General features: G+C 69.1%; 14 protein-coding genes and 3 tRNA genes. 14 read left to right on the top strand and 3 right to left on the bottom strand.

Features of this window, described 5'->3' with window-relative positions; all coding sequences use genetic code 11:
* Positions 1-36: 36 nt before the first annotated feature.
* Positions 37-1,305, bottom strand: a complete 1,269-nt coding sequence (locus JIX56_RS17450; protein WP_257541739.1) for an amidohydrolase family protein — start codon at positions 1,303-1,305, stop codon at positions 37-39.
* 385 nt (positions 1,306-1,690) lie between these two features.
* On the opposite strand from JIX56_RS17450, the gene JIX56_RS17445 reads away from it, so the two are divergent.
* The 8 genes from JIX56_RS17445 to JIX56_RS17410 all read left to right on the top strand — a co-directional run bounded on the left by JIX56_RS17445 (position 1,691) and on the right by JIX56_RS17410 (position 6,549).
* Positions 1,691-1,763: transfer RNA gene (locus JIX56_RS17445), tRNA-Thr, on the top strand.
* 46 nt (positions 1,764-1,809) lie between these two features.
* Positions 1,810-1,882: transfer RNA gene (locus tag JIX56_RS17440), tRNA-Met, on the top strand.
* A gap of 91 nt (positions 1,883-1,973) precedes the next feature.
* A complete protein-coding gene (gene rpmG, locus JIX56_RS17435; protein WP_003948671.1) occupies positions 1,974-2,138 on the top strand; it encodes a 50S ribosomal protein L33 in 165 nt (54 codons plus the stop codon).
* Positions 2,139-2,236: 98 nt separating this feature from the next.
* Positions 2,237-2,689 (top strand): MaoC family dehydratase N-terminal domain-containing protein, encoded by a 453-nt coding sequence (locus JIX56_RS17430; protein WP_257541737.1) that lies wholly within the window; start codon positions 2,237-2,239, stop codon positions 2,687-2,689.
* 7 nt (positions 2,690-2,696) lie between these two features.
* Positions 2,697-3,125, top strand: coding sequence for a MaoC family dehydratase (locus JIX56_RS17425; RefSeq protein WP_257541735.1), 429 nt, complete (start codon positions 2,697-2,699; stop codon positions 3,123-3,125).
* A 124-nt stretch (positions 3,126-3,249) separates the two neighbouring features.
* Entirely contained in the window at positions 3,250-3,819 is a 570-nt protein-coding gene (locus JIX56_RS17420) for a TetR/AcrR family transcriptional regulator (RefSeq protein ID WP_257541733.1), read from the top strand.
* 97 nt (positions 3,820-3,916) lie between these two features.
* Positions 3,917-5,377 (top strand): MFS transporter, encoded by a 1,461-nt coding sequence (locus JIX56_RS17415; RefSeq protein ID WP_257541731.1) that lies wholly within the window; start codon positions 3,917-3,919, stop codon positions 5,375-5,377.
* Positions 5,378-5,493: 116 nt separating this feature from the next.
* Entirely contained in the window at positions 5,494-6,549 is a 1,056-nt protein-coding gene (locus JIX56_RS17410) for a UDP-N-acetylmuramate dehydrogenase (protein WP_257541730.1), read from the top strand.
* A gap of 6 nt (positions 6,550-6,555) precedes the next feature.
* Here the strand turns inward: JIX56_RS17410 and JIX56_RS17405 are convergent, their stop codons facing one another.
* Both JIX56_RS17405 and JIX56_RS17400 read right to left on the bottom strand, forming a co-directional pair.
* Positions 6,556-7,596 (bottom strand): adenosine deaminase, encoded by a 1,041-nt coding sequence (locus tag JIX56_RS17405; protein ID WP_257541728.1) that lies wholly within the window; start codon positions 7,594-7,596, stop codon positions 6,556-6,558.
* A gap of 134 nt (positions 7,597-7,730) precedes the next feature.
* Positions 7,731-8,957 (bottom strand): pyridoxal phosphate-dependent aminotransferase, encoded by a 1,227-nt coding sequence (locus JIX56_RS17400; protein WP_257541726.1) that lies wholly within the window; start codon positions 8,955-8,957, stop codon positions 7,731-7,733.
* Positions 8,958-9,208: 251 nt separating this feature from the next.
* Here JIX56_RS17400 and JIX56_RS17395 point away from each other — a divergent pair.
* From JIX56_RS17395 to JIX56_RS17370, 6 genes are all read left to right on the top strand, one after another.
* Positions 9,209-9,281 (top strand) — tRNA-Trp (locus JIX56_RS17395).
* Between the two features lie 114 nt (positions 9,282-9,395).
* Positions 9,396-9,683, top strand: a complete 288-nt coding sequence (gene secE / locus JIX56_RS17390; protein ID WP_033528314.1) for a preprotein translocase subunit SecE — start codon at positions 9,396-9,398, stop codon at positions 9,681-9,683.
* 77 nt (positions 9,684-9,760) lie between these two features.
* Complete coding sequence (gene nusG / locus JIX56_RS17385) at positions 9,761-10,669, top strand: transcription termination/antitermination protein NusG (protein WP_257541724.1); 909 nt, start codon at positions 9,761-9,763, stop codon at positions 10,667-10,669.
* A gap of 168 nt (positions 10,670-10,837) precedes the next feature.
* The gene (rplK, locus tag JIX56_RS17380) at positions 10,838-11,272 is read left to right on the top strand and encodes a 50S ribosomal protein L11 (RefSeq protein ID WP_257541722.1); all 435 of its coding nucleotides are present in this window, start codon (positions 10,838-10,840) and stop codon (positions 11,270-11,272) included.
* A 106-nt stretch (positions 11,273-11,378) separates the two neighbouring features.
* The gene (gene rplA / locus JIX56_RS17375; RefSeq protein ID WP_257541721.1) at positions 11,379-12,104 is read left to right on the top strand and encodes a 50S ribosomal protein L1; all 726 of its coding nucleotides are present in this window, start codon (positions 11,379-11,381) and stop codon (positions 12,102-12,104) included.
* 183 nt (positions 12,105-12,287) lie between these two features.
* Positions 12,288-13,148, top strand: a complete 861-nt coding sequence (locus tag JIX56_RS17370; protein WP_257541719.1) for a hypothetical protein — start codon at positions 12,288-12,290, stop codon at positions 13,146-13,148.
* Positions 13,149-13,448 lie beyond the last annotated feature (300 nt).

Genomic DNA, 13,448 nt, shown 5'->3' with positions numbered 1-13,448 from the left:
ACGCCTACGCGCCCCCGCACCCACCGCGTACGCCCCTCACGACGGCTCCCCTCGCCCCTGCCGAGGCAGATCCGGCGCCCCGCTCACCGCCGAGCCGCAGTACTCCCGTACCGCGCTGGTGCGCGCCACCACGCGCCCCCGGTGCACCACGATGCGGCTGTACGCGAGGGACAGCACTCCGGCGAGCCGGTCGCCGCGTACGGCGAGCAGCTCGGCGGGGAAGCCGGCCTCCACGCGCACCTCGGGCAGGCCGAGCGCGGCGCGCGCCGCCCCGCTGACCGCGTCGTACGCCTCCTCGGGCCGCAGACCGTACCGGGAGGCCAGCAGGTAGGCCGCCTCCAGCGGGTCCCCTCGGCCGACGGGGTTCGACACGTCCCGCAGGGCCCCGCTGCCCGCCGCGACCCGTACGCCGGCCGCCCGTAGAAGCCGTACGGGGGCCGTGCCCCGGCGGTCCACGGTGCCGCAGCCGCCCTGGGGGAGGCAGATGACCGTGACGCCGGCCGCGGCGAGCTGGTCGGCGGCGCGGGAGGCGGCCGGGGCGGGGAGGCGTGCCAGGCTGCCGCACGGGCCGAGGGTGACGCCGGGCCGCAGGCCGCCCGCCATGGCCGCGAGCCGGGCCAGCCGCGCCGGATCGCCGCCGTCCGTGTGCAGGTCGACCGGGCAGCCCTGCTCGGAGGCGATCTCCAGGACCGCCTCCACGTACCCGGTGGGATCGGGGTCCAGATCCGGGCAGCCGCCGATCACCGAGGCGCCCATCTTGACCGCGTCCCGCAGGATCGCGAGCCCGTCCGCCCCGGCCACTCCGGTCAGCACCCGGGGCATCGCCACCGTCGTCAGCCCGACGAGTCCGCGCAGCGCCCGCCCCGCCTGGAGCACCGCCGCCAGCGCCCTCAGCCCCTGTACGTCGCCCACGTGGACATGCGAGCGCACCGCGGTGGCACCGTGCCCGAGCTGGAGCAGCGCCGCCTCGGTGGCCCGCCGCTGGACGTCCTGGCCGTCGTACGAGACCGGCCCCTCGAAGTCGGCCGACAGGGCCGTGTCGCCGTGGGCGTGCGGCTCCGCGGGGGCCGGCAGGAGCAGATGGCCGCCGAGGTCCACCCGGGTGGCGGGCGCTCCGGACACGGCAGATCCGGCGCCCAGGCTGCCCGCCGTGCCGACCGCCTCGATACGCCCGCCGCCCAGCCGTACGTCCACCACCCGGCCGTCGGTCAGTCGCGCACCGCACAGCAGCAGGGCACCTGCCTCGTCCGAACCCGAGGGCGGGCCGGACGAGGAGTGGGACGGCTGCGGCTGGCTGTCGGGCATCGCGCTCCCGGGGCTCGACGACGGCTGCACGTGACGCACACGGTAGGGACTCGGTAGGGACACAGCGAGGGACACAAGATCACACAGAGTGAGTCGAGCCTAGGCGGGCCGCCTGTCCTCGTCGCGGAGGAGCGCAATAGTCGTACCGGTGTGGTTCACCTGTCGGCGGCCCGTCGAGAGAGGCCGGGAACGGTGGTGCGGATGAGGCCCACGAGGCCTTCCGAAACGGGACGGACAACGGCCCCGGACGATCCCCGGGCGACCCCCGAACGATCCCCGGACGATGCCGGGGCGACCCCTGGAAGATCCCTGGACGGCCCATGGATGGGGACGGGGAAACGGATTTGGGCGATCGGCCGTGGGGCGTGTAATGTCTTCATCGCTCGCCCCAATAGCTCAGTCGGCAGAGCGTCTCCATGGTAAGGAGAAGGTCTACGGTTCGATTCCGTATTGGGGCTCTGGTGTGAAAGGTTCCCGCCGCAAGGCGGGGCCCGATCGCATCACAGCGGTGTAGCTCAGTCGGTAGAGCAAGCGGCTCATAATCGCTGTGTCACCGGTTCAAGTCCGGTCACCGCTACAGACAGTAGCCGATTGCGGGGTCGGTCCTTCGATCGGCTACTCTTCTATGCGTTGAACCCTGTCCCATCCGTTCGTCAAGGAGCACTCACGTGGCTGCCACCGACGTCCGCCCGAAGATCACGCTGGCCTGCGTGGAGTGCAAGGAGCGGAACTACATCACCAAGAAGAACCGGCGTAACAACCCGGACCGACTGGAGATGAAGAAGCACTGCCCGCGTTGCAACGCGCACACCGCGCACCGCGAAACGCGATAAATCAGGCTCGTACGCGAGGCCGTCCCCGAGTGATCGGGGGCGGCCTCGCGTCGTTACATCGACCAGTACCGGTCAGTAGAGCAGGAGGTACCGAGCCCATGGCGCTCGACCAGTCCTTCGTGGGGCGTTCCTACCCGCCCACCGACCCCTACGAGGTCGGCCGGGAGAAGATCCGCGAATTCGCCGAGGCGGTGGGGGACGCCAACCCGGCGTACACGGACCCGGACGCCGCCAAGGCGCTCGGTTACTCCGAGGTGATCGCCCCGCCGACCTTCGTGTTCTCGATCACCTTCAAAGCGGCGGAACAGGTCGTCCAGGACCCCCAGCTGGGCCTCGACTACAGCCGTGTGGTGCACGGCGACCAGAAGTTCGCCTATGCGCGCCCGGTGCGCGCCGGCGACCGCCTCACGGTCACCTCGACCATCGAGGCGATCAAGTCCCTGGCGGGCAACGACATCCTGGACATCCGTGGTGAGGTCCACGACGAGGCGGGCGAGCACGTCGTGACCGCCTGGACCAAACTCGTGGCCCGCGCGGCCGAGGAGGCGTGAGGATCCGATGACCGCGAAGATCTCCTACGACGACGTCGAGGTCGGCACCGAACTGCCCGCCCAGACCTTCGGCGTGACCCGCGCCACCCTCGTCCGGTACGCGGGTGCCTCCGGCGACTTCAACCCGATCCACTGGAACGAGAAGTTCGCCAAGGAGGTCGGCCTCCCGGACGTCATCGCGCACGGCATGTTCACCATGGCCGAGGCGATCCGGGTCGTCACCGACTGGACCGGTGACCCGGGCTCCGTCGTCGAGTACGGCGTCCGCTTCACCAAGCCCGTCGTCGTCCCCAATGACGACCAGGGCGCCACCATCGCGGTCAGCGCCAAGGTCGGCGCCAAGCTCGACGACAACACCGTCCGCGTGGACCTGACGGCGATGAGCGCCGGCCAGAAGGTGCTGGGCATGTCCCGAGCGGTCGTACGACTGGCCTGACGGCCCGAGCGACGAGTGCGGCGCAGCGCGGTAAGGGGCGTTCTCCAAGGCGGGGCGCCCCTTACGTATGCCGGTCGGCAGGCCATCTCTTGACTAGTTAGTGATTGAGTACTAACTTTCTCGCATGGTCAGGATGAGTGCGGAGGAGAGGCGCGAGAGCGTCATCCGTGCGGCGACGAGCGAGTTCGCCCGCGGTGGCTATCACGGGACGTCGACCGACGCGATCGCCAAGCGCGTCGGTGTCTCGCAGCCGTATCTCTTCCGGCTCTTCCCGGGCAAGAAGGCGATCTTCCTCGCGGCGGCCGAGCGGTGTGTGGAGGACACGATCCGCGCGTTCGCGGAGGCCTCCGAGGGGCTGTCGGGCGAAGAGGCCCTGCATGCCATGGCGGACGCGTACACCAAGGTCATCGCCGAGCATCCCGAGCAGCTGATGATGCAGATGCAGATGTATGTGGCGGTGGGTGCCGCCGAGCAGTCCGGGGACCACGAGTTCGGTGAGGCGGTGCGGGCCGGCTGGATGCGGCTGTGGGACACCGTCCATCTGCCCCTCGGTGCCGATGTCGACGAGACGACGACCTTCCTGGCGTACGGAATGCTCATCAACTGCCTGATGGCCATGGGGTTCCCGCCCGAGCACCGGGTCTGGGAAGGGCTCTATCCGTCGGCGCGGGCCAAGGGCCGGCTGGAGAGGTAGGCGGGCGGCGGAAAAAGGGGACGGGGCCGCCTTTTCATGAGCGCGAAAGTTAGTCATCAATAACTAACCGACAATGTGATCACTCTCTGGGGGAGCGATGTCACAGGAGACCGCACAGCGGGCAGAGCCGATACAGCGCGGGGGAGCCGTCTGGGCCCTCGTCATCACCAGCGTCGCCGGATTCATGGCGTCCCTGGACAACCTTGTCGTCACCACCGCCCTGCCCTCCATCCGCGAGGACCTCGGGGGCGGGCTGCACGACCTGGAGTGGACGGTGAGCGCGTACACGCTCACCTTCGCCGTGCTGCTGATGTTCGGCGCGGCACTGGGTGACCGGTTCGGGCGACGACGGCTCTTCGGCGTCGGCCTCACCGTCTTCACCGCCGCCTCCGCCGGGGCGGCTCTCGCCCCCGGTATCGACTCGCTGATCGCCGCCCGCGCGGTCCAGGGCGTCGGCGCCGCGATCATGATGCCGTTGACACTCACCCTGCTCACGGCCGCGATCCCGGCGGCCAGGCGCGGAATGGCGTACGGCATCTGGGGCGCCGTCAACGGGCTCGCCGTCGCCTCCGGCCCGTTCATCGGCGGCAGCCTCACCGAGCACATCTCCTGGCAGTGGATCTTCTGGCTGAACGTGCCGCTGGGCCTCGCCCTGCTCCCGCTCGCCCGGCTCCGCCTCAAGGAGTCCTACGGCACCGGCGCCCCGCTCGACATCACCGGCACCCTGCTGGCCAGCGGCGGCCTCTTCGGCATCGTCTACGGACTGGTCCGCGGGCCCGCCGACGGCTGGACCGGCGGACTCGTCCTCCTCGGCCTGTTCGCCGGCACCGCGCTGCTGGCCGGCTTCGTGCTGCACGGCATCCGGGCCGCGAACCCCATGCTGCCCATGCGCCTGTTCCGCTCCCGCGCCTTCGCCGGGATCAACGCGGCCAGCATGCTGATGTTCCTCGGGATGTTCGGCTCGATCTTCCTGCTCAGCCAGTACATGCAGGGCGTCCTCGGCTACTCGCCCACCGAGGCGGGGCTGCGGATGCTGCCCTGGACCGGGATGCCGATGCTCGTCGCGCCGATCGCCGGCATCCTCTCCGACCGGATCGGCGGCCGACCGGTCGTCGCCACCGGGCTCTTCTTCCAGGCCGCCGGGCTCGGCTACCTGGCGTCCGTGGTCACCGCCGATGTCTCCTACGCCGCCCAGCTGCCCGGTCTGATCATCAGTGGAATCGGTATGGCCCTGTTCTTCGCCCCCGCGTCCAACCTGGTCATGTCCAGCGTGCGGCCCGCCGAGCAGGGGATCGCCTCCGGTGCGAACAACGCCCTGCGTGAGGTCGGTGGGGCTCTCGGTATCGCCGTGATGGGCTCGATCTTCTCGGCGCAGGGCGGGTACGAGACCGCGCAGACGTTCGTGGACGGGCTGCGTCCGGCGCTGGTCGTGGGGGCGGGGGTGGTGGCGCTGGCGGGGGTCGCGGCGCTGGCCATGCCGACGCGGAGGCGCGCGGCGGTCGACCGTAAGGCCGAAGCTGAGGTGGAACCCTTGCTTGAGAGCAGCGGGGTCCACTGAGCAGCGGGACCGTGCGGTCGTTGTCCGGCTGCGGGCCGGTGGGGGCTTGTCGCGCAGTTCCCCGCACCCCTGAGGGGCGCGGGGCCTCGCCCATCACGTCTCGTACTCTTGAGCCCGTGCAGGAACTCCACGACGCCCCCCTCGCCCCGCTGACCACCTTCCGGCTGGGCGGGCCCGCGCACCGGCTGATCACCGCGACGACCGACGACGAGGTGATCGCCGCCGTCCGTGAGGCCGACGACGCCGGTACGCCGCTCCTGCTCATCGGGGGCGGGTCCAATCTCGTCATCGGCGACAAGGGCTTCGCCGGGACCGCGCTGGTCATCGGGACGAAGGGCTTCGCGCTCGACGGGACGCGGCTGGAGCTGGCCGCCGGTGAGGTGTGGACCGACGCGGTCGCCCGGACCGTCGAGGCCGGGCTCGCGGGGATCGAGTGCCTGGCCGGCATCCCGGGCTCCGCGGGCGCGACGCCGATCCAGAACGTCGGGGCGTACGGGCAGGAGGTGGCCACCACGATCACCGAGGTCGTCGCCTACGACCGCCTCACCCACGAGACGGTCACCGTGCCGAACGCCGAGTGCGCCTTCTCGTACCGGCACAGCCGCTTCAAGAACGAGCCCGAGCGGTACGTCGTCCTGCGCGTCCGGTTCGAACTGGAGGACGCGGACGGGCTGTCGGGGCCGATCAAGTACGCCGAGACGGCCCGTGCGCTGGGCGTCGAGCCCGGTGACCGAGTGCCCCTCGACGCGGCCCGCGAGACCGTGCTGAAGCTGCGGGCCGGGAAGGGCATGGTGCTCGACCCCGAGGACCACGACACCTGGTCCGCCGGATCGTTCTTCACGAACCCGATCCTCACGGACGAGGAGTTCGCCGCGTTCCACGCGCGCGTGCGCGAGCGGCTCGGGGACGACATCACCCCGCCCGCCTACGCCGCGGGCGACGGCCACACCAAGACCTCCGCGGCCTGGTTGATCGACAAGGCCGGCTTCACCAAGGGGTACGGCACCGGCCCCGCCCGTATCTCCACCAAGCACACCCTGGCCCTCACCAACCGGGGCGCGGCCACCACCGAGGACCTGCTCACGCTGGCCCGCGAGGTCGTGACCGGAGTCCGCGACGCCTTCGGCATCACCCTGGTCAACGAGCCGGTGACGGTCGGCGTCAGCCTCTAGGGCGCCCTAACCGGCCGGCCGGGCGAGCCAGTCGTCCACCCCGGACAGCAGCTTCGCCCGCTCCTTCTCCGGCGCCGCCGACGCCCGGATCGACTGCCGGGCCAGCTCCGCCAGCTCCTGGTCCGTGAAGCCATGGTGGTGGCGGGCGATCTCGTACTGGGCCGCCAGCCGGGAGCCGAAGAGCAGCGGGTCGTCGGCACCGAGAGCCATCGGCACACCGGCCTCGAACAGAGTCCTCAGGGGGACGTCCTGGGGCTTCTCGTAGACACCGAGGGCCACGTTCGAGGCCGGGCAGACCTCACAGGTGATCCCCCGGTCCGCGAGCCGCTTCAGCAGACGTGGGTCCTCCGCCGCGCGCACCCCGTGCCCGATCCGTGAAGCGTGCAGGTCGTCCAGGCAGTCACGCACCGACGACGCGCCGGTCAGCTCACCGCCGTGCGGCGCCGACAGCAGGCCCCCCTCGCGCGCGATCGCGAAGGCCCGGTCGAAGTCTCTCGCCATGCCCCGGCGTTCGTCGTTGGACAGCCCGAAGCCGACCACGCCCCGGTCCGCGTACCGCACCGCCAGCCGGGCCAGCGTGCGCGCGTCCAGCGGGTGCTTCATCCGGTTCGCGGCCACCAGCACCCGCATCCCGAGGCCGGTCTCCCGCGCGGTCGTGTCGACCGCGTCCAGGATGACCTCCAGCGCCGGGATCAGCCCGCCCAGCCGGGGCGCGTACGACGTCGGGTCCACCTGGATCTCCAGCCAGCCCGAGCCGTCCTTCACATCCTCCTCGGCGGCCTCCCGCACCAGCCGCTGGATGTCCTCGGGCTCCCGCAGACACGAGCGCGCCGCGTCGTACAGCCGCTGGAACCGGAACCACCCTCGCTCGTCCGTCGCCCGCAGCTTCGGCGGCTCCCCGCTGGTCAGCGCCTCCGTCAGCGCTTCGGGCAGCCGCACCCCGTGCTTGTCGGCCAGTTCCAGCACGGTCGTGGGCCGCATCGACCCGGTGAAGTGCAGATGCAGATGGGCCTTCGGCAGTTCAGAGAGATCACGTACGCGCTCCATTCAAGGATCCTGCCGTACGTCTGCGCCGTCCCGGAAGCGGAATCCACGAACGTGGTCTTGCTCGCACGCATGAATGGGTCGAGGCACCTCCGAAATTTCGGAGGTGCCTCGCTCTGGTACGGATGCTCAGGACCTCAGTCCGTCGCCTCCGCCAGCAGCTTCTGGACGCGGGAGACGCCCTCGACGAGATCCTCGTCACCCAGGGCGTACGACAGACGCAGATAGCCGGGGGTGCCGAACGCCTCGCCGGGGACGACCGCGACCTCGGCCTCCTCCAAGATCAGCGCGGCCAGCTCGACCGTGTCCTGCGGACGCTTGCCGCGGATCTCCTTGCCGAGCAGTTCCTTCACCGACGGGTAGGCGTAGAACGCGCCCTCGGGCTCCGGGCAGAGGACGCCGTCGATCTCGTTCAGCATCCGCACGATGGTCTTGCGGCGCCGGTCGAAAGCCTCGCGCATCTTGGCGACGGCCGTCAGATCGCCGGAGACGGCGGCGAGGGCGGCGACCTGGGCGACGTTCGACACGTTCGACGTGGCGTGCGACTGCAGGTTCGTCGCGGCCTTGACGACGTCCTTCGGGCCGATGATCCAGCCCACCCGCCAGCCGGTCATGGCGTACGTCTTCGCCACACCGTTGACCACGATGCACTTGTCGCGCAGCTCGGGCAGGATCGCCGGCAGCGAGGTGAACTTCGCGTCTCCGTAGACGAGGTGCTCGTAGATCTCGTCCGTCAGCACCCACAGACCGTGCTCGACGGCCCAGCGGCCGATCGCCTCGGCGTCCTCGGCGCTGTAGACCGCGCCGGTCGGGTTGGACGGGGAGACGAACAGGACGACCTTCGTCTTCTCCGTGCGGGCCGCCTCCAGCTGCTCGACGGAGACCCGGTAACCGGTGGTCTCGTCGGCGACGACCTCGACCGGGACACCGCCGGCGAGGCGGATCGACTCCGGGTACGTCGTCCAGTACGGCGCCGGGACGATGACCTCGTCGCCCGGGTCGAGGATCGCGGCGAACGCCTCGTAGATGGCCTGCTTGCCGCCGTTGGTGACGAGGACCTGCGACGGGTCGACCTCGTAGCCGGAGTCGCGCAGGGTCTTCGCGGCGATGGCGGCCTTCAGCTCGGGCAGACCGCCCGCCGGCGTGTAGCGGTGGTACTTCGGGTTCCTGCAGGCCTCGACCGCGGCCTCGACGATGTAGTCCGGGGTCGGGAAGTCGGGCTCGCCGGCGCCGAAGCCGATCACCGGCCGCCCGGCGGCCTTCAGGGCCTTGGCCTTGGCGTCGACGGCGAGGGTGGCGGACTCGGAGATCGCGCCGATACGCGCGGAGACCCGGCGCTCGGTGGGAGGGGTTGCAGCGCTCATGGACCCCATCGTTTCAGACAGGAAACGTGCCGGGCACGCGGGTTTCACAGACTGAACAGCGACGGAACAACCGTCCGTATCCGGTTCCTGGAGCGGTCGATCTTCGACGAGCAACGCCCCTACGGACGCTTTCTGTTCGACGGCAGGCCTCGGACCACGTATGCTCTCTCCTCGTTGGCCTTCACCGGCCGCGCCCACCAGGTGCACACCGAGCACTCGGTCGGATGCGGTACGTTGGGGGAGAAACGCAAAGGGTCGTAGCTCAATTGGTAGAGCACTGGTCTCCAAAACCAGCGGTTGGGGGTTCAAGTCCCTCCGGCCCTGCTACACACTCCTCACGCCAGGATGTGTGCGCATGTACGTACAGCAATGTTCCGCCGTGCGGCTCAGACCGGGCGCGGCACGGCCACGACCCGGACCGGAATCAGGTGAGGATGAATGACGGACGCCGTGGGCTCCATCGACACGCCTGATGCCCAGGACGAGGTGCCCGAGGACAAGAAGAAGACCCGCAAGGGCGGCAAGCGCGCCAAGAAGGGCCCGCTGAAGCGCCTCGCGCTCTTCTACCGCCAGATCGTCGCGGAGCTACGGAAGGTCGTCTGGCCGACCCGCTCCCAGCTGACGACCTACACCACGGTGGTCATCGTCTTCGTCGTGATCATGATCGGTCTTGTTACTGTGATTGACTTCGGACTAGACAAGGCCGCCAAGTACGTCTTCGGCTGAGCCGAAAGCGAAGGGCGCCGTAACCTGGCGCCCCTTTCGCGTGTTCCACCCCCATGTATCCAGGAAGAAGCAGCCACGTGTCTGACCCGAACCTGAACGACGCCATCGAGCCGGACAAGTCCGTGGATGATGAGCTCGACATCGTCGAGGGAGCGGACGAGGTCGACGAGTTCGAGGCTGCCGAGGCCGAGGCGGGGGAGTCGGCCGAGGAAGCGGCCGTGCACGTCGAGGACGAAGACGTCGCCGATGAAGACGTCGCCGATGAAGACGTCGCCGATGAAGACGTCGCCGATGAAGACGTCGCGGACGAAGACGTCGCGGACGAAGAGGACGCAGCCGAAGAGGCCGTCGAGGAGGAGACCGAGCCGGTCGACCCCGTCGAGGCCCTGCGTGAGGAACTGCGGAGCCTGCCCGGCGAGTGGTACGTCATCCACACGTACGCCGGTTACGAGAACCGCGTGAAGACCAACCTCGAACAGCGTGCCGTCTCGCTGAACGTCGAGGACTTCATCTTCCAGGCCGAGGTGCCGCAGGAAGAGGTCGCGCAGATCAAGAACGGCGAGCGCAAGACCATCCGCCAGAACAAGCTCCCCGGCTACGTGCTGGTGCGCATGGACCTGACGAACGAGTCCTGGGGCGTCGTCCGCAACACCCCCGGCGTCACCGGCTTCGTGGGCAACGCCTACGACCCGTACCCGCTGACCCTGGACGAGATCGTGAAGATGCTCGCGCCGGAGGCCGAGGAGAAGGCGGCCCGCGAGGCGGCCGAGGCCGAGGGCAAGCCGGCTCCGCAGCGCAAGGTCGAGGTCCAGGTGCTGGACTTCGAGGTGGGCGACTCGGTCACCGTCACCGACGGCCCGTTCGCCACGCTGCAGGCCACGATCAACGAGATCAACGCCGACTCCAAGAAGGTCAAGGGCCTCGTCGAGATCTTCGGCCGCGAGACGCCGGTCGAGCTGTCGTTCGACCAGATCCAGAAGAACTGAGTTTCTTCGGACCGTACGCTTCCGACCAGGTCAGGCAAGCTCTCACAGCTTGTCTGACCTGCTCGGTTTTTGGCCGCGCATCTATACCCGTTATCGTTGTGCGGTATGCCTTCATCCGGGACGCGACCTGGGTGGGGGCGCACTCGAATCGAAAGGACCCGGAGAGCTATGCCTCCCAAGAAGAAGAAGGTCACGGGGCTCATCAAGCTCCAGATCCAGGCCGGCGCGGCCAACCCGGCTCCGCCGGTCGGCCCCGCGCTGGGTCAGCACGGCGTCAACATCATGGAGTTCTGCAAGGCCTACAACGCCGCGACCGAGTCGCAGCGCGGTTGGGTCATCCCGGTGGAGATCACGGTCTACGAGGACCGCTCCTTCACCTTCGTCACCAAGACGCCCCCGGCCGCCAAGATGATCCTCAAGGCCGCGGGTATCGAGAAGGGCTCCGGCGAGCCGCACAAGACCAAGGTCGCCAAGATCACCGAGGCGCAGGTCCGCGAGATCGCCACGACGAAGCTGCCCGACCTCAACGCCAACGACCTGGACGCCGCCGCGAAGATCATCGCCGGTACCGCGCGTTCCATGGGCGTCACGGTCGAGGGCTGACCACCGCATTCGTAGAACCATGCGGCCGCCGTACGAGCAGCGGTCGCACGTGGCAGGGCCTGCTCGGCCCGTACCACGACTCCTTTCAGAACACACAGGAGCAGTTGTGAGCAAGCGCAGCAAGGCTCTCCGCGCTGCGGACGCCAAGATCGACCGGGACAAGCAGTACGCCCCGCTCGAGGCCGTCCGTCTCGCCAAGGAGACCTCCACGTCCAAGTTCGACGGCACCGTCGAGGTCGCCTTCCGTCTGGGTGTCGACCCGCGCAAGGCCGACCAGATGGTCCGTGGCACCGTGAACCTCCCGCACGGCACCGGTAAGACCGCCCGGGTCCTGGTCTTCGCGACCGGTGACCGTGCCGAGGCCGCGACCGCCGCCGGAGCCGACATCGTCGGCTCCGACGAACTGATCGACGAGGTGGCGAAGGGCCGTCTGGACTTCGACGCCGTCGTCGCCACCCCGGACCTCATGGGCAAGGTCGGCCGCCTCGGCCGCGTGCTCGGTCCCCGTGGTCTCATGCCGAACCCCAAGACCGGCACCGTGACCCCGGACGTCGTGAAGGCCGTCAACGACATCAAGGGCGGCAAGATCGAGTTCCGCGTCGACAAGCACTCGAACCTGCACTTCATCATCGGCAAGACGTCGTTCGACGACACCAAGCTGGTGGAGAACTACGCCGCGGCCCTGGACGAGATCCTCCGTCTGAAGCCGTCGGCCGCGAAGGGTCGCTACATCAAGAAGGCCGCGATCAGCACCACGATCGGCCCCGGCATTCCGATCGACTCGAACCGCACCCGCAACCTCCTCGTCGAGGAGGACCCGGCCGCTGTCTGAGCCTGACGCTCACCGGCAGCCGCGTCGCGGACGCACAGCCCGAGGACGAGCCCCGCAACCTTTCGAGGTGCGGGGCTCGTCCCTTTTCGGCATACGGGCCTTTTGGCATACGGGTGGGCATACGCGTGTGAGTGTGCTGCTCTGGTGTGCGGAGCACGGCAATCTCCCTGGGGGTGGGGACGGATGACCAGCACGACCAGGTGTAGCCGTACGGTCCTGGCGTTCACGGCGGTGGCCGCGCTGACGGGGGTGGCGGCCTGCGGTGCGTCGGACTCGGGCGGAGGCGATCCGTTCGCGGCGCTGAGGCTCGCGGAGAAGTCCACCGGCGACGCCGACTCGGCGAAGATCGAGTCCACGGGGGACATGGGCGACCTGATGTCCCTCAAGGCGGACGGCGAGGTCGACTGGGCGGACGGCCTCAGCGGCACCATGACCATCACCTACACCGGTGGCCAGGCGGCCGACCAGATGGGGCAGCTGGGCATCACCTCGACGGAGGCACGCTATCTGCCCGACGCCTACTACGCGGACATGGGCGCCCTGTTCGCCGGGCAGTACGGCGGCAAGCGGTGGATCAGGTACGCGTACGAGGACATGGACGAGATGATCGGCGGGGCCTCGGGCGCGTATGTGCGGGAGCACTTCCAGAGTGTCACGCCCAACCAGTCCGTGCGGCTCCTGCTGGCCTCCGGTGACGTGGAGAAGGTCGGCGAGGAGGACGTGCGCGGCGAGAGGACCACGCACTACGCGGGCACGGTGAACGTCGCCGACGTCCAGGAGCGGAACGCGAACCTCGGCGAGGAGATGCGGGCCGAGCTGGAGGAACAGCTGAAGGCGTCCGGTATCACCACCGCGGACATCGACCTCTGGATCAACGACGACCACCTGCTGGTCAAGAAGGTCGAGAAGGGCGACACCGCGAACGGTGAGCTGAACTCCACGGTGTACTACAGCGACTACGGAATCGACGTCAGGGCGGAGGAGCCGCCGGCCGGTGAGACCGTCGACTACAAGGACCTCATGAGCCGTCTGCCGACGAGCTGAAACCGGGCGACAGCCGTGGCGGAGGAGCGGATTTGCTTGACAGGGATTCGGTCCCGTACTCTTCCGGAGAAGCCAAAGACCGCTGGTCGTTGCCGTGTGCTCATGAGAGGGCGCGGTGGCCGAAGGATCCGCTGAACTGCGGACGACCCGCGCAGGTGATTGTGGAAGTTGCTCCTGGTCCGGTTCCGTGATCGTACGGAATTCGTCCGGTTGAGCCACGCCCCGAGCGCCTGCGCCGGGGCGTTTCGTTTTGCCCAGCCCCTTCTGAGCGGTCCTCATCACCCGGAAGGAGGCCGACGC

It is taken from the genome of Streptomyces sp. CA-210063, from assembly GCF_024612015.1.
Lineage (GTDB): Bacteria > Actinomycetota > Actinomycetes > Streptomycetales > Streptomycetaceae > Streptomyces.
This window is presented reverse-complemented; position numbering and strand designations above follow the sequence as displayed.

Bases quoted from the DNA above. Each gene is read 5' to 3' on its own strand.
- JIX56_RS17450 (WP_257541739.1), bottom strand. From the start codon at position 1,305: ATGCCCGACAGCCAGCCGCAGCCGTCCCACTCCTCGTCCGGCCCGCCC.
- JIX56_RS17430 (WP_257541737.1), top strand. From the start codon at position 2,237: ATGGCGCTCGACCAGTCCTTCGTGGGGCGTTCCTACCCGCCCACCGAC.
- JIX56_RS17425 (WP_257541735.1), top strand. From the start codon at position 2,697: ATGACCGCGAAGATCTCCTACGACGACGTCGAGGTCGGCACCGAACTG.
- JIX56_RS17420 (WP_257541733.1), top strand. From the start codon at position 3,250: ATGGTCAGGATGAGTGCGGAGGAGAGGCGCGAGAGCGTCATCCGTGCG.
- JIX56_RS17415 (WP_257541731.1), top strand. From the start codon at position 3,917: ATGTCACAGGAGACCGCACAGCGGGCAGAGCCGATACAGCGCGGGGGA.
- JIX56_RS17405 (WP_257541728.1), bottom strand. From the start codon at position 7,596: ATGGAGCGCGTACGTGATCTCTCTGAACTGCCGAAGGCCCATCTGCAT.
- JIX56_RS17400 (WP_257541726.1), bottom strand. From the start codon at position 8,957: ATGAGCGCTGCAACCCCTCCCACCGAGCGCCGGGTCTCCGCGCGTATC.
- secE (WP_033528314.1), top strand. From the start codon at position 9,396: ATGACGGACGCCGTGGGCTCCATCGACACGCCTGATGCCCAGGACGAG.
- rplK (WP_257541722.1), top strand. From the start codon at position 10,838: ATGCCTCCCAAGAAGAAGAAGGTCACGGGGCTCATCAAGCTCCAGATC.
- JIX56_RS17370 (WP_257541719.1), top strand. From the start codon at position 12,288: ATGACCAGCACGACCAGGTGTAGCCGTACGGTCCTGGCGTTCACGGCG.